This window comes from Massilimicrobiota sp. An105 (assembly GCF_002161155.1).
Taxonomy (GTDB): Bacteria; Bacillota_I; Bacilli_A; order Erysipelotrichales; family Coprobacillaceae; genus Allocoprobacillus; species Allocoprobacillus merdigallinarum.
In genome coordinates this window covers 49,418-72,151 of sequence record NZ_NFLY01000009.1, presented here as the reverse complement: position 1 = coordinate 72,151, position 22,734 = coordinate 49,418, and the positions used below count along the sequence as shown (strand labels likewise).

The following is a 22,734-nucleotide window of genomic DNA, read 5'->3' as shown; positions in this document are numbered from 1 at the left end:
CAATATCTGAAGGTGATTTTTATAATACAAAAAATCACTTTGCAATTTGAAATTCAACTCCCACAAGAAGAGTTGAATTTAAATATACAAAGTGGAATTTAGTTTTTCATTTCACCATATTCATAAAAAAAGATGACCGAAGTCATCTTTTCACTATTTATGCTTTGATAATTCCTTATCCTTCATTTCTTTAACCATTTTCGTCAGATGTTCTTTTTCACTTTGAAGTTGTCCATACATTACTTGTGTGTCCATCTTCTGATGAGATGGAATATGTTTATTTGTATTTTCATGAAATGTCTTTTCATAAGATTCCTCAGCTTTTTCATGAATACAATGACGTAAAGCTTCTAAAGTTTTATGTTTTTGTTCTTCTTTTTCTTTCATTTCCTGAATTTCTTTTTTTAATTCAGTCTGATTGAAAATAACTTCATTTTCTTCATCCTGACTATTTCTTTTTTCCTGATCTTTAAATACCTTTTGATAAGCGTCTTTTGCTTCTTGAATAATATCTTCCTTACTCATATTGTCGTCCTCCTTCATTTGACGAACTTATTATAAAATGATTGATTTCAAAAAAACATAGACGCTCAACATTTGATTACATGATTAACAAAATTTATGATTGAAAATGATATTTCTGTTATTTTTATTTACAAAAAGAAAAGATATTCATTTCGAATATCCTTATCTTCTTAATCCTAATTTGTCAACTAATGCTGTGTATCTATCAAGATCTTTATTTTTTAAATATTTTAATAAATCTCTTCTTCTACCGATTTTCTTTAAAAGACCTCTGTTTGAATGATAATCTTTTTTATGAACTTTAAAGTGTTCATTTAATTTGTTGATATCAGCAGTTAATACAGCGATTTGTACTTCTGGAGAACCTGTATCTCCTTCTTTAGTTGCGTATTCTTTCATAATAGCAGTTTTTTCTTCTTTAGTTAACATTATTTATTCCTCCTTTTATTTGACTTAGCTATGTCCAAGAAATAGGTCGAGGACTCTTATATCCTAGATATAGCCGCATTTGTAATTATAAAGAAAGCATAGGAAAAGTCAAGTTATTTATTGATTTTCATGAAAAGAATTTATAAAATATTTCAAAGGAGGATATTTCATGAATAAAATAGCATTTATTGGTGTTGGCGTTATGGGTAAACCTATGGTTCAACATCTTACTAGCGCTGGATATGATGTAACTATCTATACACGTACTAAAAGCAAGGTACAAGATTTAATAGATCTTGGTATTACCTGGAAAGACAGTGTTTATGACTGTATACAAAATCAAGACATAATTATGACAATGGTAGGCTACCCTCATGATGTTAAAGATATTTATTATGGTCCAAAAGGAATCATAAACAATGCAAAGCCAGGAGCTATTCTTATAGATTTGACAACATCATCGCCAAAACTTGCAAAAGCAATTTATAACGATGCCAAAGCACATCAGTTAGAAAGTTTAGATGCTCCCGTATCTGGAGGAGATTTAGGAGCCAAAAATGCAACACTCTCTATTATGGTTGGTGGAGACTATACAACTTTTCAAAAAGTTCAAAAAATATTAGATATCCTAGGTACAAGTCTATATGTAGGAACAAGCGGTATGGGACAACATACCAAAATGGCTAATCAAATAGTGATTGCTGGAACCATTGCAGGTGTCAGTGAAGCCATTCACTATGCCAAAGAACATCAATTAGATATGGATATATTGATGCAATGTATTACCAAAGGTGCCGCTGCCAGCTGGCAGTTAGAACATAATAGACAAGCGATGATTGATGAACAGTTTCAGCCAGGGTTTTATATCAAGCATTTTATCAAAGATTTAAAAATTGCTAAAGAGGAAATGGATCATCAAGAACTTCCTGTCTTAAATACTGTCTTACAAATGTATCAAAGTCTTCAAGAAGACAATCTAGGAACACAGGCTCTCATACACTATTACGAAGAAAACTCATGAAGTTTTCTTTTTTTGTATCATAATCAAAGAAAGCATTAATAATAAAAAACTGATAAAATGCATCAAATCAAAACTTTCATTTAAAAATATTAAGGATTCTATATAAGTAAACACAGGATTTAAACTTAAAAAGAAACTTGTTTGAACAGCACCGATTTGTTGAATAGCTTTCATATAAGTGATTTGTATAAAAGCAAACCCTAGACCAGAAATAACCAAAAATAAAATCCAGTCCCATATATTTAACGAACTTAACTGATAAAATCTCAATTGTCCATCTAACAAACAATGTCCAAATAAAAAAAGAGAGCCAAATAATAATTCAAAAAAAGTAAAACTTATACTATGAGAAATATTCCATTTTTGAATAAGAATATTACCAGAAATATAGAGAATCATACCAAGCAGAAGATAAAAGAATCCAATCTGTATTGAAAAAATTTGAAAATGAATAGATAGTAAAAAAGCAAATAATGATAAAAACATAGCTATCCATTCTTTAAAGGTATAATGATTTCTTAAAAAAAGAAATGATAATAAGAAAGTTACTGTTGGAGATAAAGCATTCATAAATGCATTATCTACCCCTTTTACTTGATTCATACCCAAGAAAGTAAAATAGAAGTTTAAATATATAGATAGAAGTGCAATAATGATTAATTTCTTCTTATTTGGACAATGTAAAGGAATATGAGTAAAACAAATATATAAACCTAAAAATAAAAAAGATAATAAGACTCTTAAAAATGCTAAAAATAAAAAAGGAAGCTGATTCAGCAATAATTTCATAACAATAACATTACTTCCCCAAAAAAAGCTTGCTAAAAAAAGTTGAAAATAAATGGACATACTATTCACCATTTCTAGTATGTCCATTTTCATATATTTCAATCATTATTTATATTGATGTGATTTTCCAATAATCTCATGAATATCTTCAATACCCATGTCATCCAAAATATCATTCATTTCCTGAATGATTTTAGGACAAGCATAAGGATCAACAAGGTTTTGACAACCTACAGCCACTGCACTAGCTCCTGCTATCATCATTTCAATAGCATCCTTACCAGTGGCAATCCCACCCATTCCAATAACAGGAATAGACACTGCCTGAGTCACTTGATAAACCATACGTAAAGCTACTGGAAAAATAGCTGGTCCACTATATCCACCTGTTTTATTTGCAATAATTGGTCTTCCTGTTTTGATATCAAAACGCATTCCTATCATTGTATTAATCATTGTAATTCCATCTGCTCCAGCTGCTTCAACTGCTTTTGCCATAGCAACTATATCAGTGACATTTGGAGAAAGTTTTACATAAACAGGTTTTTGACTCACTGCTTTTACAGCCTTTGTCACTGCGGCAGCCATGTCCGGATGAGTTCCAAATTGAATTCCTCCCGCATGTACGTTAGGACAAGAAATATTAAGTTCTAATGCCCCTACCATATCATGTTTAGATAGACGTTTAGCAGTTTCAACATAATCATCAATAGCACTACCCCCAATATTAGCAATAACTTTATCATTGTATAATGGACGTAATTTTTCTAATTCTTCATGTATCACTGCATCCACACCTGGATTTTGTAAACCAATAGCATTTAACATTCCACTTGGTCCCTCTGCGATTCTTGGTAAAGGATTTCCATAACGTGGTTCTAAAGTTGTTCCTTTTAACATCATCGAACCTAAACAGTTGATATCATAAAATTTTGTAAACTCATATCCAAAACCAAATGTTCCACTTGCTGGAATAACTGGATTTTTCATATTTAATCCAGGTAATTTAACTCTTAAATTAGCCATTGACAATCACCTCACTTGACATTAACACTGGTCCTTCAACACAAATACGTTTATATGGTTTTGTCTTGACTTTACATGAACATCCCATACAAGCACCAAAACCACATCCCATACGCACTTCAAATGAAAGATAACCATTTTCAGGATATGTTAAAACCAAAGCATCAAGCATTTTTTCAGGTCCACAAGCATAATATTTATCAAATTCAATATGATTTTCTTTTAAAGCATCAATAACAGTCCCTTTAACGCCAACACTTCCATCCATAGTTGCTATATATGTAGGACAAATGTCCATAAATTCCTTTTGATAGAAAATATCATTTTGACTATTAAATCCAAGTACAGCCTGAACTTCAACACCATGATTTTTTAAAGTTTTTGCTAAATTATACATCGGTGGCACACCTAATCCTCCACCAATCACAACTGCCTTTTGAGCCTGAAAATCTAAAAAGCCATTTCCAAGTCCTGTTAAACAGTCTAAAGTATCACCAATATTTTTCTGTGAAAGAATCTGTGTTCCTTCTCCAACAACTTTAAAAATAATAGTGATATGATTTTCATCATAATCACAAATACTCATAGGTCTTCTTAAATAAGGCTGTAATGAGTCATTAATTTTGACATTAATAAATTGTCCTGGTGTTTGAATGAACTTTGCAGCTTCACCTTCTAAAACCATTTCATATACATCTTTGACAAGTTCTTTTTTAGAAACAATTGTCATTATTCCCTGATAGTTTTCCATTTATTTTTCCTCCAAATTTATAAATTCACCATTCATAATATTAGCAAAAATACGACCATAACATGTTGTTCCTAAAAATGGTGTGTTGGCTGATTTTGATTTCAAGTCCTTTTCTTCAATCGTAAAAGATTGATCAAGGTCAAAAATACATAAATTAGCTAAAGAACCAGTTTGAACTTGACAGTCAAAATGTAAAACTTGAGCTGGTCCAACTGTTAAAGCATCTAGAATTGTTTCTAAAGAAACCAGATTTTTCTTAACTAAATAAGTATATAATAATGGAAATGCATGTTGTAAACCTATAATACCAAACGGTGCATTTTGAATAGATGTATTCTTTTCATCTCTAGCGTGTGGCGCATGATCAGTAGCAATAACTGTGATTGTTCGATCATTGAGTCCTTGAATAAGTGCCTGATGATCTTCTTGACTTCTAAGTGGTGGATTCATCTTAAAATTAGGATGACAATCTTGAATATTGTCTTCTGTTAAAATTAAATGATGTGGTGAAGCTTCACCTGATACAGATAAACCTTCTTTTTGAGCTTCATTTAATAAAGCTACAGTTTCTTTTGTAGAAATATGACAAACATGATAACGATTGTGATATTGCCTAACTATCTCTAAATCTCTTGCTACCTGCTTATACTCTGAAGCACTATTAATACCTATTAAATGATGTTCTTTAGCATAACGTCCTTCATGTATACAACCACCATGCAGCTCACTTTCATCTTCACAATGAGCGACAATAATAGAATCGAAATTACTTGCCAACTGCATAGCCAATTCCATCATCTCATCACTTTGAACACCTTTACCATCATCAGAAAAACCTACGACTATATCTTCATCAATAAGACGTGCCATATCTACTAATTTCTGACCTTGAAGATTTTGAGTGATTGCACTATATGTATAGATGTTAACACAACCATCTTGTTCAACCCTATGTTTGAAATCTAAAACTGTTTCAATATCATCCATACATGGATTTGTGTTCGCCATAGCTACAATTGTACCATATCCACCATACAATGCACTTAAACTTCCTGTATGAATTGTTTCTTTATGTTCAAATCCTGGTTCTCTTAAATGTGTATGTATATCTATAAAATTATGTGAAACCAACTTACCTTGTAAATCAATGACAGGCATATCACCGTTTTCGATATTTGAAGATATCTCTTCAATATAACCATCTTTGACTAAAATATCTGTTTTTTGAAAAATACCCTGATTATATAAATAAGCGTTTTTTAATAAGTAATTATTCATTTTCTAATACCTTATGAAGCATTGCCATTCTTACAAAAACACCATTTTGCATTTGTGTAAAAATACGACTCTTCTCACTTTCTACCAATTCGTCTTTAATTTCTACATCACGATTAATAGGAGCAGGATGCATAATAATAGCTGTTTCCTTTAAACGTTGATATCTTTCTAAAGATAATCCATAAATCTGATGATATTTTTCTTTAGAAAAATTTTCATCTCCAACATGACGTTCATGTTGAACTCTTAAAAGCATAACAATGTCCATGTCTTCAATAACATCATCAAAATCAACATAGTTGTAGCCTTCCTGTTTATATTCCAATGGTCCAGAAGTATATACATTCATACCAAGTCTTTGCATAACATGATAATTAGAATGAGCGACACGTGAATGTAAAATATCACCCACAATAACAACATTTAATCCTTCAAAATGTCCAAATTCTTCTTTAATAGTCATTAAATCAAGTAAAGATTGTGAAGGATGATTTCCTTTACCATCACCAGCATTTAAAATAGGAACATTAAGCTTTTCTAGCTGTTTAAAATAATCTTCTTCAGGATGACGAATAACTAAAGCATCACAACCGATACTTTCAAATAATTTACAAGTATCATACAAAGTTTCACCTTTCTTTAAACTTGAATTACTAGCCTCAAAATTTTGAGTACGACAACCTAAATTACCAGCAGCCATATCAAAACTATAATGAGTTCTTGTTGATGGCTCAAAAAAAAGATTGGCAACAACTTTCTTTTGGTGATAATCAATCACTTTACCATTTTTAAAAGCAATAGCCTCATCAATAATATTTTGAATCTGTTCTAAAGACAATTCATTTAAATCAACAATTCTTTTCATAGATCCTCCCTTATTTATATTACCCAAATTTTTCATGTAATGCTTTTTCCACAATCGGTGGTACCAAGCCTGTTACACAACGATGGTGTGAAGCAATTTCTTTGACTGATGAAGAAGAAATATAAGAATGATTAGGCCTCGTCATTAAAAAAATCATATCCACACTATCATCTAAATATTGATTTGAAAAGGCCAACTGTAATTCATATTCAAAATCCATCGTTGCACGTAAACCTCGTACCAGTATGGGTGCATTCATTTTTTTAGCATAAGATACTGCTAAATCATCACTAAAATCCACACGAACATTAGCGTAAGTTTTTGTCACCTCTTTTAAAAGCACCAAACGTTCTTCAAGAGAAAACAATGTTGTTTTTTGCGGATTGATAAATATAGTGACATACAAAACATCATACATCTTACTTGCACGTTCAATAATATCCAAATGACCACATGTAACCGGATCAAATGTTCCAGCATATACTGCATTCATGATTTATTCTCCTTATATATTAATATTTGTAAAGATGTAATCCCATAAATTTGTTGTTTCTTTAATATAAATGGTTCTTTAACATCAATGTCTTCTTCTTTTAAATCTTCTATAACAATAATACAATCATCATTCAACATATGATTTTCAACCAGAAAATCTAATATTTTCTGATGAACTTTCATACTATAAGGTGGATCAAGTAAAACCAAATCAAAGCAAATATTCTCCTGAGCAAACTTTAATAAAGCTTTCCAATAATCCATCTTATAAATATGAACAACATCTTCAATCTTTAATGCTTTTACATTGTCTTTCACTGTTAAAAAAGCACGATATTGTTTATCAACACTATACAATTGATCCATACCACGACTAATAGCCTCAATTCCAAGCCCACCACTACCAGCGAACAAATCTAAACATGTACCACCTTGAAAATAAGGACCTATCATATTGAATAAATTTTCTTTGTTTTTATCTGTTGTAGGTCGTGTTAATTTAGAATCAACACTTTTAAGTTGACGACTCTTTAATTTTCCTGCAATGACTCTCATGAATTATACCTCACAACTGAAAACGTTCTATTTGTAAATCATCACTTATATTCTTAAAAACAATACATGTGACTTCTTCTAACAAGTCATTCAATTGATCATAAGCCTGATAATAATTCTGAATAAAAGAATTTTGACTCATCTCATATTGAACTTGCTGTAATTCTTTTTTTAATGACTGTTGCCCAATATCTCCAGGATAGTCTTTTATTTTTAAATAATCTTCCTTCAAACTTTGATACCTCGATAATAATGCAACAGTCTGATCATGATACAAATGACATTGTGCCTGATTATATTTTTCAAATTCTTCTGTTTTAAAAATAGCATCCATTAGTTCATCAATCATTTCATACATATTTTTCACCTACAATAACATATCTAACATCTGTAATAAAGTTCCTACTCTTTCAATACGGTCAGCAAAAGTCATTTTATTTTCTACTTTATATTGTCGTAAAAGTGTTGGAAACTCTTGAGGATAGCGTGATAAAATCAAATACCATTTTGGGTGCATTCTTAAATATTGACGCAACTCCTCATTAATCATCGTACCACTGCCTATTTTGAGACTTTGGTTGTTCTTTAACAACAAAAGTGCCAACAAGATCTAAGATTTTTTGCAACCCCTCAAAACTTTTTGAAAGAGCATCTAAATCAACATTTTTTAAAATATCTAACAACCCAGTCAAGTCTGTCCTATTATGTTTATAAGGTTCCCACATTTTGTCATCTTCACCATATAAAACATAAAATTCATAAAGTTGCTGCCAGGTATAACGTCCTTTTACAACTTCTTCGCGAATAGCTGGTATTGTTTTCACAAAAGCTTTAAAATCATCAATTTGCATATTCTCACCATTAATAACATATGCAATTTTATTCCATTTGTTCTTTTAAAAGATCACGATTATATTTTGCAATGATAGATTGAGCAATTCCTAATCCCATCATAGCTGCCAAAGTTGAAGAACCCCCTGAAGAAATCAATAACAATGGAACTCCTGTCATAGGAATAAAGCCAGAAACTCCTCCAACATTCACTAATAAATGAGTAAAGAAATATAATCCTACTCCATAAAGAATTAATTTACTTTTTGTATCCTTAATTCTTAATGCATAATGAAACATCTTATATATAATAATCACATAAGGAATTAAAAACAGCATGAAACCAACCAAACCTAATTCCTCATAAATAATGGCCACAATAAAGTCATTATGTGATTCAGGTATATAGCCATACTTTTGAGTTGATGATCCAAACCCTTTTCCAAATAAACCACCTGTCGCGAAAGCAATCAATGCATTCGTTAATTGCCAGCCATCACCTTCAATATCACCCAAAGGATTTAACCAGGTATAAATACGACCTAACTGATATGGTTTTAATATGAAAGTTGCACTTAACAATATAAGAATAAAACCAATAACCAGTAAAATCAAAGCAAGTTTTTTATATTTGGTATAGTATGGACGTGGTGTAATAAAAAACAACATCATACAGATAAACGCCATAATTAAAGAGCTTCCCATATCCTTTTGTAAAAAGACACCAACAAAAAAGGCAATAAAAATAGCTAAAATAGGTCTAAGTATACAATACCATAATTTTCTTTTTTGAAGTTCTTCCTTTTTTTGTCTTGTGATATTTCGAGGAATCTGACAATATTCTTCGATTTCTCCAAAATGGAAAGACAGAAAAAGGATCATAATAACTTTCATAAACTCAGCAGGCTGTATAGTAAATGAGCCAATACGAATCCAGGCATGTGAACCTTTTCCATCTTCAAAAAATAAACAAGCTAACATTAAAACTAAACCCATAGCATAAAAGATCCATGTTGAATTGGCATTCACCCAGCTCTTTTTAAAACAACGTGTTAAAAAAATCATTGCTGCAAAACCACCCAACACAAAAATAGCTTGTTTAATCATATTCATCGAAGCATACATAGGTCCCATCTTCGCTGATTGACCAACTGAAGCACTTCCAATCATCACAATACCATATATGGTTAAAATAACTACACAAAAATAAACTGTCTTATCAACTCCACGTCTTTTAAAAATTCTTTTCAATAAATTTATCATCGCATGTCAATCCAATCATTGTCTTTAGCTTTTTGAAAAACTTTATATATTGAATAATGTGAAACCTTTTCAAAAGCAGCATCAATTTGTTTTTGTTCACTTTTTGAATCAACAACTTTTATATATCGACGATAACATGTCATAAATTCATCTTTTGAAATACCTTCTTCATAAGCTTTTTCAACAGCATTATATAAAGACATTACATCAATAATATCTTGGGTATCCCAAAATGGACTCAACGGATAATCGTACATTTTCTTCACTTCCTATCTTTTTCATATTATACATGATATGAATTAAAAATAAAACAGGAATTGGGTAGAAACACTAGCAAATTTGTAAATAAAGAATAGTTTAAAGTGAAAGGAGGGATTTCAATGAACTCTTGTTATAATTACGGAGGATGTGGATGCAATAGCTTCATGCCAACATTTGGATTTAATCCATTTGGATGTGGTGGCTGCAACAGTTTTCCAGTCATGACAACAAGTTGTGGTGGATTTAGTTGCAATAATGGCTGCACTTGGTTTGCTATTGTCTTAGTTGTCTTCTTATTGCTTATTATCTGTGGATGCACAAAAATTTGTTAATCCAAAAAATATGCTAGATTTCTAGCATATTTTTTTCGTTTATGATACAATACATGGCGAGGTGATTAACAACATGATTTTAATGAAAGATATTATTGATGATCATCATCCTTTGATTCGTGAGATTTCTCAACCTGTAGAGATGCCTCTTAGCCAGGAAGACGAACAATTATTATTAGATATGCATGAATTTCTTGTGAATTCACAAGATGAAGAGCTTTCTGAAAAATATCAATTACGTCCTGCCGTTGGAATCGCAGCAGTACAATTAGGTATTTTAAAAAGAATGTGTGCTATTCATGTTTTGACATACGATCAGGATGGAAATATAAAAAAAGCCGATGACTATGCTCTTGTTAATCCTAAAATTGTTTCTTATACAGAAAAACAATCTTATTTAAAAGATGGTGAAGGATGTTTAAGTGTCAATGAGGAAAAAGATGGATATGTTCCTAGACATGCAAAAGTAACTGTCAAAGGATATGATGTTTTAACACATCAAGATGTCACTATTGTTGCAAGAGGATTTTTATCTATTTGTTTACAACATGAACTCGATCATTTTGACGGTGTTCTTTTCTATGATCATTTCAATAAAAACAATCCTAAGGCACCTTTGCCTAATGCTATGATTGTTGAATAAAGAAGCCCTATGGAATTTATTTCATAAGGCTTTTTTATTGATTAAATTTGATCAAATGCTTGATTTAAATCAGCAATCAGATCATCAACATTCTCTAATCCTACAGAAATACGAATTGTTCCTTGTTGCACTCCTCCAGCTAATCTTTCTTCTTCACTCATTTGAGCATGTGTTGTTGATGCAGGATGTGTGAGTAGACTTCTAGAATCAGCAAAATTTGTAACATGAGTAAAAAGTTGAATATGATTAATAACTGATTTTCCAGCTTCTAAACCACCCTTTACTCCAAAAGTAAACAATCCTCCAAAACCTTTTGGAAAATATTTCTGACATAAATCATATGATGAATGGCCTTTTAACTCAGCATAGCTTACCCATTCCACTTTTTCATGATTTTGTAAAAACTCAGCAATATTTCTTGAATTTTCAACATGTTTATCCATACGTAAAGATAATGTTTCTAATCCAAGTAAAGTCATATACGCATTAAATGGCGACATACATCCACCTAAATCTCGCAATGTTTTCGCAACAGCTTTTGTACAAAAAGCCTCTTGTCCTAAATCAGCATAAACAATATCATGGTAAGCTTTATCAGGTGTTGTCATCAATGGGTATCTTTCATTATGCCAATCAAAACGGCCACTATCCACAATGATTCCTCCCATAACATTTCCATGTCCAGCAATATATTTTGTCGTAGAATAAACAACCAAATCAGCACCATGTTCAATAGGTCTAAATAAATAAGGCGTTGGAGTTGTATTATCTACAACAAATAATAGATGATGACGATGACAGATTTCACTAATCGCATCAAAATCTAACATATCTCCATTAGGATTACCTACAGATTCAACAAAAATCATTTTTGTTTTCTCATTAATCAATGATTCCATTGTCTTTAGATCACGAGGATTGACAAAGTGAGAAATAAATCCCATTCCTTGCATTGTTCCTGATAATGAACCAATCGTTCCCCCATATAAGTTATTGGCAGCAATAATTTCATCACCACTTTGGCAGACAGTCATAATCAGCCCCATTATAGCTGCCGTTCCAGAAGCAAAAGCTACCGCTCCTACACCACCATCTAAAGCAGCCATTCTTTGTTGAAGAACATCTACCGTTGGATTAGATAAACGTGAATAGAAATATCCACCTTCTTCTAAGGCAAAAATATTTTTTGCCTGATCAGCACTATCAAATGTAAAAGCATTAGATAAATAAAGTGGTACACCTGTTGCTTTTGTTACAGGATCAGGTTTTTGTCCTGCATGTATCTGCAATGTTTCAAATTGATATTTCTTTGACATTCATATTCCCCCTTTTATGAAAGATATTGTATCACAAATAAAATACAAAAAAAAGCTATTCCATAGATAGCTCAATAATAATGATTACAAATATTTACCATATCTTCAATATATACACGACCACCAGAGATGATATCATCATCTAAATGATGTTTTGTTTTAAATGACTTCTTACAAGAATATGTTTCTCTCATTAATGGTAAATCTTGTTTTAAACATAATTGAATGATTTTTTCCATTTCTTTGCTTTTAAAACAAAATAAGTTAAATAATGCCAGATTACGAATATGTTGACGAGATAGCTGACATATAAAATTTTCTAATTCTTTATCTTTTAAACATGGATATTCTTCAAATCCAATAACCAGAAGATCAATGTCTTCCTGAAAAGAAAAATCTGTTATTGGTTTGGCATAAGTTCGTGCATATCTTGCCATGTCTTCTGCTAAAAGTTTTGCATCTTTGCAATGCGTTGTATAAACAACTTGAACTTTCATAAAACCAGCCACCTTTCTATTTTATTATAAAAACAAAATATGAACTGAAAATAAACATGTGTCCTTATCGTTTCATAAATCAAATCATATGTTATGATGGAAGGAGGTTTATATGAATATTTTTCAAGAAGATAAAAACTGTTTTTCACCATTTTATATGTCAAATCAAACAAGACAATGTCAACCTGTTCTTTTTGATCCACAGGAAGCTATTTCATTAGGTAATTTATTTAAAGATCTCTATATGTCTTATCAGGGATTTTCTAATTATTGTCTACAACCTGAAAATGCACGTCAACAAGCGTTACTAGAAGTTCAGATGTATTATTTTGTAGCACATGAAATCAATCTCTATTTAGATATGCATCCTCATGATGAAAAAATGATTCAATTATATGAACAATATATTCAAAAGGCAAAACAAAGCCAAGATGTATTTGAAAAGAGATATGGTCCTTTAGAAGTACAAAACACTCAAAATAAAATCCCATTTGAATGGATACAAGGTCCTTGGCCTTGGGAATGTCAAAAAGATTAAGGAGGTTTAAAAATGTGGATTTATAGTAAGAAATTACAATATCCTATTTCCATTAAAAATAAAGATTTATCTATGGCCAAATTCATCATTACACAATTTGGTGGACCTAATGGTGAACTTGCTGCTTCAACACGTTATATTACACAACGTTATACAATGCCTGATGAAAAAGGAAAAGCTTTATTAACCGATATCGGTACTGAAGAACTTGGACATATGGAAATGGTATCAACAATGGTTTATCAATTAACACAGGGAGCAACAATGGAAGAAATTAAAGCTGCTGGTTTACAAAGTTATTATACTGAGCATGGCTGTGCTTTATTCCCTAATGATGCCAATGGTGTTCCATTTAATACTATGGTCTTTTCATCAACTGGTGATCCTGTTGCTGATTTAGCGGAAGATTGTGCCGCTGAACAAAAAGCCAGAGCCGTTTATGAAAACTTGATGAACCAAACACGTGATCCTGATTTACTTGCTCCATTATCTTTCTTACGACAACGTGAAATTGTTCATTATGAAAGATTTAGAGAACTTTATGAAGAATATGTTCAAAAATATTATCAACCTGATTTTCATTCAAAAAAATAAAAACCCGATTTCTCGGGTTTTTATTTTGCACTTGCATAAGCAATAAATAATCCAATAATAGCAACAACTGTTGTAAACAAATCTCCTACAAACAGTGAACGAACACTTAAAGTGAAAATATCTAACAATGATATAAATTGCATACCCATACCTGCTTCATGTAAAGGAAGATAGATCATAGTCATTTCTCCCACGACATAACAGATAACAGTTAAAATCACACTTAAAATAGCCATTTGTGATGAATGAATTTGTGATATTTTAGTCACTGCTCCAGCAACAACCAAAGCACATATAATATAAAATAATGATGAAGTAATATGTAAAGAGTGAATCACAATTCCAAGTACTACACCACTCGCAATGGCAGTCAATAATCCTAAACCAATAACTTTACTCCATTGTGTAGAATTTAAAAACTGATCATTATTAGAACGAAAATATTTCTTTGCTTCTTGTCTTTCTTTATATTCTTTGTATTTATCCTGAAATGACATAACTTACCTCCAATTAATGAATAACATGTTTTTGATGTTTAAACATCAATAAAATATATGTACAAATAAATCCACTCGCTAAACCAGCTAAATGTCCTGATAATGAAATGGATGGAATAACAAATGAAATAACCAACATCAAAATAACATTAGGTGCTAATTGTTTGAAAATATCCATATAAATATAGTGATAATGTAAAGCTAAAGCTCCTAAAGCTCCAATCAATCCAAAAATAACACCACTAATTCCACCACTTACAACATTAGCCCCATATCCAGTCAACAGATAAAAAATATAAGGCAGTCCAGTTGTCATAAAAGCAGTGACAATAATTAAAATAAGATATTTTTTAAAATCCAGTGATTTTTCAATAAACATCCCCAAACCATAAAGAGAATAACAGTTAACAGCTAAATGAAGAAAACCAAAATGAATGAAATTGGCTGTAAAAAGACGATAATATTCATGCGTTACCATTACATATACAGGATTATAACCACCAAAAAATAGGCCCTCATAAGCTGTCATTTCTTCACCAAACAGAAAAAAACTTAAAATATAAACAATAATACATATACCAATCAGAGAAACTGTAATTGGAGCTTTCTTAAATTGCCATATCAACCTATTTAACATATTATTCATCCAAGAACTCATAGATAGACATTTGATCTACAAGAACTTCTTCCTCCTCCTTAACAACTTCATTCTTTTCAATAATCTGATCAAGTGTTAATAATGATAAAATATCATCATAACTTATTTTAATAGCTCCCATTTCCAACAAACGAATATTACCACCATAACGATTATCATCAAGAACCATTTGTTTAGTCCAATGATAATGAAAATTTTGAATCGTCGTAAACCATACTGCACCACTATTAATATGTGTAGCTGTAATAATTTGTATATCACTTAAACCACAAACGTAAATATTTCGATCTAAAGCATTCGTTACATTGAAATATGCAAATGGATCAACTGCACTCATGAGTAACATACGTCCATCTTTGATATATCGAGAATAAGTTTTCTTTTTATCAAACATATGATCACTCACAAAACAGATTGCATTTCCACCTAAATTTAAAAAAGTTTTCAATGCATATGCATCTGTTCCCTTTGTTCCATTAGCAACCAGAACTTTTTCTTCATCATAAATCTTTGTCACAATATTCTTTGTATAAGTATTTAATCTTTTTTCAAGTTCCTGTGGTCCTACAACAGATACCATATGATTTTCTGTAATGGATAAATCACCAACATAATAAAGATATAAAGGTGCTCTTTTTTTGAGTTTAGATGTTAATATTTTAGGATAATTATCTTCATATTTCGTTGTGAGAGATATACCTTCATTTTCTAAATTCGCTAAAGCAAAAAGAAGATCATTAATTGTCGTTAAACGTGCTATCATTTTATAGGCAATGTATTCTTCTATTCCCAATATATCAATCAATGTATCTTTATTCATACCAAATAATTTAGATGGCGTTTTTCTTGATGAACTTTTTAATTTTCGTTCAACAGTCAGCCATTCATCCTGTGTTAAAGCAGCAGTATTATCTACAACTAAATCTCCACAAAATAAAAGAACAGCTAAGCTATCTAAATTCAACTGTATTTTCATAAAACCACCTGCACTTTGAAAATATTATACCATAGTTAAACACATCCGTCGATAAAAAAAGGTATGATAATCAATCATACCCTTTGTATTTCAATTATTCAATTCCCATTTTTTCTTTAACAGCAGCTTGTGCAGCAGCTAAACGTGCTAATGGTACACGGAATGGAGAACATGAAACATATGTTAATCCTAATTTATGGCAGAATTCAACAGTGCTTGCTTCTCCACCATGTTCACCACAGATTCCAAGTTTGATATCAGGACGAGTTTTCTTACCTTTTTCAATAGCAATTCTCATTAATTCTCCGACACCTTCTTGGTCTACTTTAGCAAATGGATCTGATTCAAAGATTTGTTTACCATAGTAATCACCTAAGAATTTAGCAGCATCATCACGGCTGAATCCATAAGTCATCTGAGTTAAGTCATTTGTTCCAAAGCTAAAGAATTCAGCTTCTTCAGCAATTTTATCAGCAGTTAAAGCAGCTCTTGGGATTTCAATCATAGTACCAACTTTATATGGTAATTCTACACCAGCTTCTTTAATAATCTTATCTGCTGTATCACAAACAACTTTCTTAACATATTTTAATTCATGAACATCTCCAACAAGAGGAATCATGATTTCAGGAACAACATTTTGTCCTTCTCTATTGACTGCGATAGCTGCTTCAATAACAGCTCTTGTTTGCATTTCAGCAATTTCTGGATAAGTCACTGCCAAACGGCATCCTCTATGACCCATCATTGGGTTGAATTCTTTTAATGATTCAACACGAGCTTTTAAAGCATCAAAAGTCATACCTAAGCTTTCAGCAAGTGGACGAATTTCTTCATCAGTATGAGGTAAGAATTCATGTAAAGGTGGATCCAAGAAACGAATAGTTACTGGATAAATTTCCATAGCTTTAAACAATTCTTTAAAGTCACTTCTTTGATAAGGTAAGATTTTTTCAAGTGCTTCTCTTCTTGCTTCTTCAGTTTCAGCAGTAATCATACGTCTGAAGTTGAAAATTCTTTCTTCTTCAAAGAACATATGTTCTGTTCTACAAAGGCCAATACCTTCTGCACCAAATTTACGTGCCTGTAAAGCATCTCTAGGTGTATCAGCATTTGTACGAACTTGTAATTTACGTACTTCGTCAGCCCATTCCATGAATGTTTCGAAATCACCACTAATTTCTGGTTCAACAGTTTTAATTTGTTCACCATAAACATTACCAGTGCTTCCGTCTAATGACATATAATCACCTTCATGATATTGTTTACCATCAGGTGTAGTTAAAATTTTATTTTCTTCGTCAATCTTTAATGAACCACATCCACAAACGCAGCAAGTTCCCATACCTCTGGCAACAACTGCAGCATGTGATGTCATACCACCACGAATTGTCAAGATACCATGAGCAATATTCATACCTTCAATATCTTCAGGTGAAGTTTCAAGACGAACTAATAAGATATCTTGAACACCATTCTTTGATGCTTCAATAACATCTTCAGCAGTAAAATAGATACGACCAGTAGCGGCACCTGGAGAAGCAGCTAAACCAGTAGCTACAACTTGTGCACAACGTAATGATACATCATCAAAGTTTGGATGTAATAATTGATCTAATTGTTTAGGTTCAACTTTTAATAAAGCTTCTTCCTTAGTAATCATACCTTCATTAACAAGATCAACAGCAATCTTTAAAGCAGCAGCAGCTGTTCTTTTTCCATTACGTGTTTGAAGCATGAATAATTTACCATCTTCAATTGTAAATTCCATATCTTGCATATCTTTGTAATGATCTTCAAGAATTTTATTGATTTTTACAAATTGATCATAGCAATCTGGCATAACTTCTTTTAATGTATCAATTGTTTGAGGTGTACGAATACCAGCAACAACGTCTTCACCTTGAGCGTTCATTAAGTATTCACCATATAATTTCTTTTCACCAGTAGCAGGGTTTCTTGTAAAGGCAACACCTGTACCAGAAGTTTCACCACGGTTACCATAAACCATTTCTTGAACGTTTACAGCTGTTCCCCAGCTTCCTGGGATATCATTTAAACGTCTATAAGTAATTGCACGATCATTATTCCATGATCTAAACACGGCTTTAATAGCTTCCATCATTTGTACTTTAGGATCTTGAGGGAAATCTACACCAGCATGTTTTTTATATTCTTCTTTATAGATTTCTACAACTTCTTTTAAATCATCAGCTGTTAAATCTGTATCAAATTCAACACCTTTTTCTTCTTTAACTTTATCAAACATATGTTCAAATGAGCTTTTTGGGAATCCCATAACAACATCAGCGAACATTTGAATAAAACGACGATAGCTATCATAAACAAAACGAGGATTTTGAGTCGCTTCAGTAAATCCTTTAGCCACTTCATCGTTCATTCCTAAATTTAAAACTGTATCCATCATACCAGGCATAGAAGCTCTTGCCCCAGAACGTACAGAAACAAGTAATGGATTATGTGCATTCCCCATTGTTTTTCCTGTAATTTTTTCTAATTCAGCAAGTTTTTCATAAACTTGGTCTTCGATTTCTTTAGCAATCACTTTCCCGTCTTCATAATATCTAGTGCAGGCTTCAGTTGTGACAGTAAATCCTTGAGGTACAGGCAAACCAATATTTGTCATTTCAGCTAAGTTAGCCCCTTTACCACCAAGCAAGTTACGCATGTCTTTATTTCCTTCACTAAATAAGTAGACATATTTTTTCATATAACTTCCTCCTTTGTTACTACTTTTCATATTATACACTATGTGAGTGCTTACATTCAATAAAAAAATGACGGAATTTAAAAAAAGTGAATGAATCTTTTTTCAAAATTCATTCACTCTCTTTTAAATTTATTTGAGCCATTCGTTGTTTTTTATTCGTCCTGTGCCAATTCTATACGAACACGTCTTCCTTTAATTTTTTGATTATAACAATAGTCAAGAACCTTTTGAGCAGCCCCTGGACTTAGATTAACAAAAGTAAACTTTCTTTTGATTGTGATATCTCCAATTTCTCTTTTTGGAATATCTGCATAGCGTACAAAAAAATCAATAATATCTTTGACATTAACTTTATCCATTGAACCTACTGTCATAAAAATACGCTGTTCTTCTTTATTCATCTCATTAAGACTTTGATAATCATATCCAACTCTTTGAGAATAACACATAGCAAGTAATGCTGCAATCACATCGTTTTTCATATGCTGTGGAATATCTTTTACAATCTTTTGAAAAGGTTTCATATTTCCTTTAAGCATGATTTCCTGTACATCAAACAATAATTCTTTAACTTTTTGATCAAAGATATCTTCAATAGCCGGAATATCTAATTTTTCAATATGACTATGTGTATGTTTTTCAATAGCTTTTAAGAAATTTCTCTCACGTGATGTCACAATAGAATAGGCTTCACCTTTTTTATTGGCACGACCAGTTCTTCCAATACGATGAATATACAATTCTTCATCTTGAGGCAATTCATAATTAATCACATGTGAAATATTGTCCACATCAATTCCTCTTGCTGCAACATCTGTCGCAACCAGATATTGAATTTGTCCAGTTTTAAATCTTCTTAACGTATTCATTCTTTGGTTTTGTGATAAATCTCCATGCATAGCTTCAACATTATAATGCTTTTGTTGCATAGCTGCGACAACTTCATCAACAGAACGCTTTGTTTTACAGAATATAATCGCATTATCCATTTCTCGAGAATCTAAAATACGGCATAGAACTTCAAAACGACGATTGACTTTCGTTTCAAAATAATATTGAGAAATCGTAGAAGCTGTCATTGTTTTGGCTTTGATTTGAATATGCTGATAATCTTCATGCATATAAAAACTTGCTATTTTCTTGATATCACTTGGCATTGTAGCTGAGAATAAAACTGTATGTCTGTCTTCAGGAACGGTTTGTAAAATCGTTTCAATATCATCAATAAATCCCATATTCAGCATTTCATCCGCTTCATCAAGAACGAGCCATTCAACACAATCTAATTTTAATGCTTTACGACGCATTAAATCTAAAACGCGTCCAGGTGTTCCAACAACAATATCTGCACCTTTTTTTAAAGAACGAATCTGTTTTTCTATTTCACTTCCACCAAAAACACTGACAATAGATAAACTCGTATACTTACCAATACGTCGAAGTTCTTCATCAATCTGTAATGCAAGCTCACGGGTTGGTGATAATACTAAAGCTTTTACTCCATCATCCTTTTTATTGATGCAAGACAATAAAACACTTCCAAAAGCCAAAGTCTTTCCTGTTCCAGTCTGAGCCTGTCCAATAATATCCTTTCCTTCCAATAATACAGGAATAGCTTTTTCCTGAATAGGAGAAGGGAGCACATACCCCATCATTTCAATACCTTGTAAAACCTGTTTTGATAAACCTAAATCATAAAAAGTGACTTGTTGCATATATAACCTCTCTTTCATCTACATTCGCCTTGTATCCGACAAAATCAAGGCAAACGTCATACAAATCATTCAAAATAAAAGTCAGGAAAAGATTTTTCCCGACTTACTTTTTTCTTTTCTATGCGATAATATCATACTCTCTACAAAAACACAACTCTTTATTTATTTTTTTGATGTTCTAAAATATAAGGCCTTACCTGTGCTAAAAAATAAAGTGATCCCGTTACAAAAACAACACCTTCATGTAAAAATGCCTGATCAATGGCTTTATGCCAATCTTTTTCAATTTTAACAGGAAAGTTTTCTGCCAATTTTTCAACGGTTTGTGCTCGATAAAAATCAAATTCACAAACAGTAATATCATCTGTTAGTTTTAACAACATTTCCATCATAGCGTGCGTATCTTTATCTTTTAAAGCACTAAAAATAATTTTTATATGCGAATATTTTTTAGCTGACTGATAAAAAGCTTCTATACCTTCCTTATTATGAGCTCCATCAATAATAATAAGCGGATGCTGACATACAGTTTCAAAGCGCCCTGCCCAGGTTGTTTCTAACAAGCCATTTAAGAGCTGTTCATCAGTATAGGTTAAATATTCATACTCTTTTAAATATTCCAATATTTCTATGGCTAATGCACTATTTTGGCATTGATAAATGGCCGATGTATTTAATCTTACATGATAATGACGATAATCATAGGTTAAATAATGACCATGATCTTGAATATTTTCTATATGTCTTGTTTGTATAAGTGGGCTATGCAATTTGTCACATATATTCTGAAAAACATTTAAACATTCACTCTTCTTTTCACCTGTTACATAGGGAATCCCTTCTTTAACAATACCAGCTTTTGTACGTGCAATCTGTTCATATGTATTTCCTAAATATTCAACATGGTCTAAACCGATATTGGTATTGGCACAAATCATTGGATAGATAATATTTGTTGCATCCAGGTCACCACCCAATCCAACTTCAAAAACTGCAAAATCAACACGATGTTTAATAAAAAACATAATCGCAATAAAAACTTCTATTTCAAACATAGAAAGTTCATATTCCAAACATAAATCCATATAACGATTTGCATAGGTAATAATTTCATCTTCTTGAATGTGTTGATTATTAATACGCATAATTTCTAAACGTGTTACTAAAACAGGTGATGTAAAAGTTGCCACTTTATAACCTGCATTTTGTAATACAGAACGTATATAATTCGTTGTTGAACCTTTTCCATTTGTTCCACCAATATGAATAGATTTCAATAAAATTTGAGGATTCCCCATATCTTTCATAAAACGTTTGAAATTATCCAGGGCATAAACACGTTGCTTTTGACTGGCAATAAAATCATGAACTTGCTGATAATGAGTAAAACGTTTTTGAATTTGATGGCGATAAACAAGTTTTTGTTCTGTTAATTGATCTTCGAGAATTTCAAAGCCCAATTGTTTATATAAAGGCTCTAATGTTTGAGAAACAGTCACATATAAATCATCACAAGATAATTGTATAGCTTGACGTATCAAATCACTGGCAATGCCTTGATGACGATAACTTTCTAAAACGCATAAATATTTGATGTGTTGAAATTCATAAATCCCAATAACCCCTACCAGTTTCTTTTCAAAAGCTCCAATAAAAAATAGCTTCTTTTGGCGAGAAAGAGTGAGTATTTCTAATAAGGATTGCTGGTCATTATAAAAAAGTTGCGCTGCTTCTTTAATTTCATGTCCTCTTAAAATTCTTAATTCCACAATGTTCTCCTTTACAAAGAAAAAACAGCTTAAGCTGTTTTTTAAATTTTTTCAAAACGATCTACGTCTACTACAAAGACAGTTGCTCCACCAACTAAGACATCCACCATGATAGGTGTAAAAAATTCTCCCATTTCAGTAGGTGGAACCGTAGGTTCCTTTTCTACACGCTTTCTAGCATGAGCTTTTATAATCTCAAGTGCTGGATCCACTTTATCATCATTTGTTCCGATAAAGAAAGTTGTATTTCCTTTCTTTAAAAAACCACCAGATGTTGCTAACTTCGTAACAAAGAAACCACCTTCAGTCAATGCTGTCTGAACAGCATTACTATCATCATTATTTACAATTGCAATTATGAGTTTCATAGTCTGACTCC

At 31.7% G+C, this 22,734-nt stretch carries 28 protein-coding genes; 5 read left to right on the top strand and 23 right to left on the bottom strand.

Annotated features, from left to right (window positions below):
- Positions 1–153: 153 nt before the first annotated feature.
- Positions 154–525, bottom strand: a complete 372-nt coding sequence (locus tag B5E48_RS04100) for a hypothetical protein (protein ID WP_087304175.1) — start codon at positions 523–525, stop codon at positions 154–156.
- A gap of 162 nt (positions 526–687) precedes the next feature.
- Positions 688–954 carry a 30S ribosomal protein S15 gene (rpsO, locus tag B5E48_RS04095; protein ID WP_087245886.1) on the bottom strand — a complete coding sequence of 89 codons (267 nt, stop codon included), beginning with the start codon at positions 952–954 and terminating at the stop codon, positions 688–690.
- A 169-nt stretch (positions 955–1,123) separates the two neighbouring features.
- Here rpsO and B5E48_RS04090 point away from each other — a divergent pair, with 169 nt between their 5' ends.
- Entirely contained in the window at positions 1,124–1,975 is an 852-nt protein-coding gene (locus B5E48_RS04090) for an NAD(P)-dependent oxidoreductase (protein WP_087304174.1), read from the top strand.
- Here B5E48_RS04090 and B5E48_RS04085 read toward each other — a convergent pair.
- The 12 genes from B5E48_RS04085 to B5E48_RS04030 are packed head-to-tail and all read right to left on the bottom strand — an operon-like array spanning position 1,970 to position 10,085.
- The gene (locus B5E48_RS04085; protein WP_087304173.1) at positions 1,970–2,824 is read right to left on the bottom strand and encodes a DMT family transporter; all 855 of its coding nucleotides are present in this window, start codon (positions 2,822–2,824) and stop codon (positions 1,970–1,972) included. The two genes, B5E48_RS04090 and B5E48_RS04085, sit on opposite strands and share 6 nt — an antisense overlap.
- A 45-nt stretch (positions 2,825–2,869) precedes the next feature.
- The gene (locus B5E48_RS04080; protein ID WP_087304172.1) at positions 2,870–3,790 is read right to left on the bottom strand and encodes a dihydroorotate dehydrogenase; all 921 of its coding nucleotides are present in this window, start codon (positions 3,788–3,790) and stop codon (positions 2,870–2,872) included.
- The gene (locus tag B5E48_RS04075; protein WP_087304171.1) at positions 3,783–4,541 is read right to left on the bottom strand and encodes a dihydroorotate dehydrogenase electron transfer subunit; all 759 of its coding nucleotides are present in this window, start codon (positions 4,539–4,541) and stop codon (positions 3,783–3,785) included. Before B5E48_RS04075 ends, B5E48_RS04080 begins: the two co-directional genes overlap by 8 nt.
- Positions 4,542–5,819: a dihydroorotase gene (locus tag B5E48_RS04070; RefSeq protein WP_087304170.1), complete on the bottom strand. Its 1,278-nt coding sequence runs from the start codon at positions 5,817–5,819 to the stop codon at positions 4,542–4,544. It lies immediately after the preceding gene.
- Positions 5,812–6,684, bottom strand: a complete 873-nt coding sequence (locus tag B5E48_RS04065) for an aspartate carbamoyltransferase catalytic subunit (RefSeq protein WP_087245898.1) — start codon at positions 6,682–6,684, stop codon at positions 5,812–5,814. Before B5E48_RS04065 ends, B5E48_RS04070 begins: the two co-directional genes overlap by 8 nt.
- 19 nt (positions 6,685–6,703) lie before the next feature.
- Positions 6,704–7,177 carry a pantetheine-phosphate adenylyltransferase gene (gene coaD / locus B5E48_RS04060; protein WP_087304169.1) on the bottom strand — a complete coding sequence of 158 codons (474 nt, stop codon included), beginning with the start codon at positions 7,175–7,177 and terminating at the stop codon, positions 6,704–6,706.
- Positions 7,174–7,734, bottom strand: a complete 561-nt coding sequence (gene rsmD / locus B5E48_RS04055; protein WP_087304168.1) for a 16S rRNA (guanine(966)-N(2))-methyltransferase RsmD — start codon at positions 7,732–7,734, stop codon at positions 7,174–7,176. Before rsmD ends, coaD begins: the two co-directional genes overlap by 4 nt.
- Before the next feature lie 10 nt (positions 7,735–7,744).
- Positions 7,745–8,092, bottom strand: coding sequence for a YlbF/YmcA family competence regulator (locus B5E48_RS04050; RefSeq protein ID WP_087245904.1), 348 nt, complete (start codon positions 8,090–8,092; stop codon positions 7,745–7,747).
- A 9-nt stretch (positions 8,093–8,101) separates the two neighbouring features.
- Positions 8,102–8,284: a YlbE-like family protein gene (locus B5E48_RS04045; RefSeq protein WP_087245906.1), complete on the bottom strand. Its 183-nt coding sequence runs from the start codon at positions 8,282–8,284 to the stop codon at positions 8,102–8,104.
- Positions 8,277–8,585, bottom strand: a complete 309-nt coding sequence (gene ylbD / locus B5E48_RS04040; protein WP_191340905.1) for a spore coat protein YlbD — start codon at positions 8,583–8,585, stop codon at positions 8,277–8,279. The genes B5E48_RS04045 and ylbD overlap by 8 nt, the downstream gene beginning before the upstream one ends.
- Positions 8,586–8,613: 28 nt before the next feature.
- Complete coding sequence (locus B5E48_RS04035; RefSeq protein WP_087296623.1) at positions 8,614–9,828, bottom strand: FtsW/RodA/SpoVE family cell cycle protein; 1,215 nt, start codon at positions 9,826–9,828, stop codon at positions 8,614–8,616.
- Positions 9,825–10,085 carry a UPF0223 family protein gene (locus tag B5E48_RS04030; RefSeq protein WP_087245910.1) on the bottom strand — a complete coding sequence of 87 codons (261 nt, stop codon included), beginning with the start codon at positions 10,083–10,085 and terminating at the stop codon, positions 9,825–9,827. Before B5E48_RS04030 ends, B5E48_RS04035 begins: the two co-directional genes overlap by 4 nt.
- A gap of 123 nt (positions 10,086–10,208) precedes the next feature.
- Between B5E48_RS04030 and B5E48_RS04025 the strand changes: the two genes are divergently transcribed.
- Both B5E48_RS04025 and def read left to right on the top strand, forming a co-directional pair.
- Entirely contained in the window at positions 10,209–10,421 is a 213-nt protein-coding gene (locus B5E48_RS04025) for a hypothetical protein (protein ID WP_087245912.1), read from the top strand.
- Positions 10,422–10,494: 73 nt separating this feature from the next.
- A complete protein-coding gene (gene def, locus B5E48_RS04020; protein ID WP_087245914.1) occupies positions 10,495–11,064 on the top strand; it encodes a peptide deformylase in 570 nt (189 codons plus the stop codon).
- Between the two features lie 41 nt (positions 11,065–11,105).
- Here the strand turns inward: def and B5E48_RS04015 are convergent, their stop codons facing one another.
- The gene (locus B5E48_RS04015) at positions 11,106–12,380 is read right to left on the bottom strand and encodes an O-acetylhomoserine aminocarboxypropyltransferase/cysteine synthase family protein (RefSeq protein WP_087304167.1); all 1,275 of its coding nucleotides are present in this window, start codon (positions 12,378–12,380) and stop codon (positions 11,106–11,108) included.
- Between the two features lie 71 nt (positions 12,381–12,451).
- Positions 12,452–12,877 carry a hypothetical protein gene (locus B5E48_RS04010; RefSeq protein ID WP_087296625.1) on the bottom strand — a complete coding sequence of 142 codons (426 nt, stop codon included), beginning with the start codon at positions 12,875–12,877 and terminating at the stop codon, positions 12,452–12,454.
- A 112-nt stretch (positions 12,878–12,989) separates the two neighbouring features.
- On the opposite strand from B5E48_RS04010, the gene B5E48_RS04005 reads away from it, so the two are divergent.
- Complete coding sequence (locus tag B5E48_RS04005; RefSeq protein ID WP_241146917.1) at positions 12,990–13,415, top strand: spore coat protein CotJB; 426 nt, start codon at positions 12,990–12,992, stop codon at positions 13,413–13,415.
- A gap of 12 nt (positions 13,416–13,427) precedes the next feature.
- Positions 13,428–14,009 carry a manganese catalase family protein gene (locus B5E48_RS04000; protein ID WP_087304166.1) on the top strand — a complete coding sequence of 194 codons (582 nt, stop codon included), beginning with the start codon at positions 13,428–13,430 and terminating at the stop codon, positions 14,007–14,009.
- A 20-nt stretch (positions 14,010–14,029) separates the two neighbouring features.
- Here B5E48_RS04000 and B5E48_RS03995 read toward each other — a convergent pair whose 3' ends face one another.
- The 7 genes from B5E48_RS03995 to B5E48_RS03965 form a co-directional block, all read right to left on the bottom strand.
- Positions 14,030–14,506: a hypothetical protein gene (locus B5E48_RS03995; RefSeq protein WP_087304165.1), complete on the bottom strand. Its 477-nt coding sequence runs from the start codon at positions 14,504–14,506 to the stop codon at positions 14,030–14,032.
- A gap of 13 nt (positions 14,507–14,519) precedes the next feature.
- Positions 14,520–15,143 carry a rhomboid family intramembrane serine protease gene (locus B5E48_RS03990; RefSeq protein ID WP_241146916.1) on the bottom strand — a complete coding sequence of 208 codons (624 nt, stop codon included), beginning with the start codon at positions 15,141–15,143 and terminating at the stop codon, positions 14,520–14,522.
- Position 15,144: 1 nt separating this feature from the next.
- Positions 15,145–16,140, bottom strand: coding sequence for a DNA-processing protein DprA (locus tag B5E48_RS03985; RefSeq protein ID WP_087304164.1), 996 nt, complete (start codon positions 16,138–16,140; stop codon positions 15,145–15,147).
- Between the two features lie 94 nt (positions 16,141–16,234).
- A complete protein-coding gene (ppdK, locus tag B5E48_RS03980; protein WP_087304163.1) occupies positions 16,235–18,871 on the bottom strand; it encodes a pyruvate, phosphate dikinase in 2,637 nt (878 codons plus the stop codon).
- A gap of 152 nt (positions 18,872–19,023) precedes the next feature.
- Complete coding sequence (locus B5E48_RS03975; protein WP_241146915.1) at positions 19,024–20,604, bottom strand: DEAD/DEAH box helicase; 1,581 nt, start codon at positions 20,602–20,604, stop codon at positions 19,024–19,026.
- 140 nt (positions 20,605–20,744) lie between these two features.
- Positions 20,745–22,355, bottom strand: a complete 1,611-nt coding sequence (locus B5E48_RS03970) for a GNAT family N-acetyltransferase (protein ID WP_087304161.1) — start codon at positions 22,353–22,355, stop codon at positions 20,745–20,747.
- A 41-nt stretch (positions 22,356–22,396) separates the two neighbouring features.
- Entirely contained in the window at positions 22,397–22,723 is a 327-nt protein-coding gene (locus tag B5E48_RS03965) for a cyclic-di-AMP receptor (protein ID WP_087245748.1), read from the bottom strand.
- Positions 22,724–22,734 lie beyond the last annotated feature (11 nt).

Bases quoted from the DNA above. Each gene is read 5' to 3' on its own strand.
- B5E48_RS04100 (WP_087304175.1), bottom strand. From the start codon at position 525: ATGAGTAAGGAAGATATTATTCAAGAAGCAAAAGACGCTTATCAAAAG.
- rpsO (WP_087245886.1), bottom strand. From the start codon at position 954: ATGTTAACTAAAGAAGAAAAAACTGCTATTATGAAAGAATACGCAACT.
- B5E48_RS04090 (WP_087304174.1), top strand. From the start codon at position 1,124: ATGAATAAAATAGCATTTATTGGTGTTGGCGTTATGGGTAAACCTATG.
- B5E48_RS04085 (WP_087304173.1), bottom strand. From the start codon at position 2,824: ATGTCCATTTATTTTCAACTTTTTTTAGCAAGCTTTTTTTGGGGAAGT.
- B5E48_RS04080 (WP_087304172.1), bottom strand. From the start codon at position 3,790: ATGGCTAATTTAAGAGTTAAATTACCTGGATTAAATATGAAAAATCCA.
- B5E48_RS04075 (WP_087304171.1), bottom strand. From the start codon at position 4,541: ATGGAAAACTATCAGGGAATAATGACAATTGTTTCTAAAAAAGAACTT.
- B5E48_RS04070 (WP_087304170.1), bottom strand. From the start codon at position 5,819: ATGAATAATTACTTATTAAAAAACGCTTATTTATATAATCAGGGTATT.
- B5E48_RS04065 (WP_087245898.1), bottom strand. From the start codon at position 6,684: ATGAAAAGAATTGTTGATTTAAATGAATTGTCTTTAGAACAGATTCAA.
- coaD (WP_087304169.1), bottom strand. From the start codon at position 7,177: ATGAATGCAGTATATGCTGGAACATTTGATCCGGTTACATGTGGTCAT.
- rsmD (WP_087304168.1), bottom strand. From the start codon at position 7,734: ATGAGAGTCATTGCAGGAAAATTAAAGAGTCGTCAACTTAAAAGTGTT.
- B5E48_RS04050 (WP_087245904.1), bottom strand. From the start codon at position 8,092: ATGTATGAAATGATTGATGAACTAATGGATGCTATTTTTAAAACAGAA.
- B5E48_RS04045 (WP_087245906.1), bottom strand. From the start codon at position 8,284: ATGATTAATGAGGAGTTGCGTCAATATTTAAGAATGCACCCAAAATGG.
- ylbD (WP_191340905.1), bottom strand. From the start codon at position 8,585: ATGCAAATTGATGATTTTAAAGCTTTTGTGAAAACAATACCAGCTATT.
- B5E48_RS04035 (WP_087296623.1), bottom strand. From the start codon at position 9,828: ATGATAAATTTATTGAAAAGAATTTTTAAAAGACGTGGAGTTGATAAG.
- B5E48_RS04030 (WP_087245910.1), bottom strand. From the start codon at position 10,085: ATGTACGATTATCCGTTGAGTCCATTTTGGGATACCCAAGATATTATT.
- B5E48_RS04025 (WP_087245912.1), top strand. From the start codon at position 10,209: ATGAACTCTTGTTATAATTACGGAGGATGTGGATGCAATAGCTTCATG.
- def (WP_087245914.1), top strand. From the start codon at position 10,495: ATGATTTTAATGAAAGATATTATTGATGATCATCATCCTTTGATTCGT.
- B5E48_RS04015 (WP_087304167.1), bottom strand. From the start codon at position 12,380: ATGTCAAAGAAATATCAATTTGAAACATTGCAGATACATGCAGGACAA.
- B5E48_RS04010 (WP_087296625.1), bottom strand. From the start codon at position 12,877: ATGAAAGTTCAAGTTGTTTATACAACGCATTGCAAAGATGCAAAACTT.
- B5E48_RS04005 (WP_241146917.1), top strand. From the start codon at position 12,990: ATGAATATTTTTCAAGAAGATAAAAACTGTTTTTCACCATTTTATATG.
- B5E48_RS04000 (WP_087304166.1), top strand. From the start codon at position 13,428: ATGTGGATTTATAGTAAGAAATTACAATATCCTATTTCCATTAAAAAT.
- B5E48_RS03995 (WP_087304165.1), bottom strand. From the start codon at position 14,506: ATGTCATTTCAGGATAAATACAAAGAATATAAAGAAAGACAAGAAGCA.
- B5E48_RS03990 (WP_241146916.1), bottom strand. From the start codon at position 15,143: ATGTTAAATAGGTTGATATGGCAATTTAAGAAAGCTCCAATTACAGTT.
- B5E48_RS03985 (WP_087304164.1), bottom strand. From the start codon at position 16,140: ATGAAAATACAGTTGAATTTAGATAGCTTAGCTGTTCTTTTATTTTGT.
- ppdK (WP_087304163.1), bottom strand. From the start codon at position 18,871: ATGAAAAAATATGTCTACTTATTTAGTGAAGGAAATAAAGACATGCGT.
- B5E48_RS03975 (WP_241146915.1), bottom strand. From the start codon at position 20,604: ATGAAAGAGAGGTTATATATGCAACAAGTCACTTTTTATGATTTAGGT.
- B5E48_RS03965 (WP_087245748.1), bottom strand. From the start codon at position 22,723: ATGAAACTCATAATTGCAATTGTAAATAATGATGATAGTAATGCTGTT.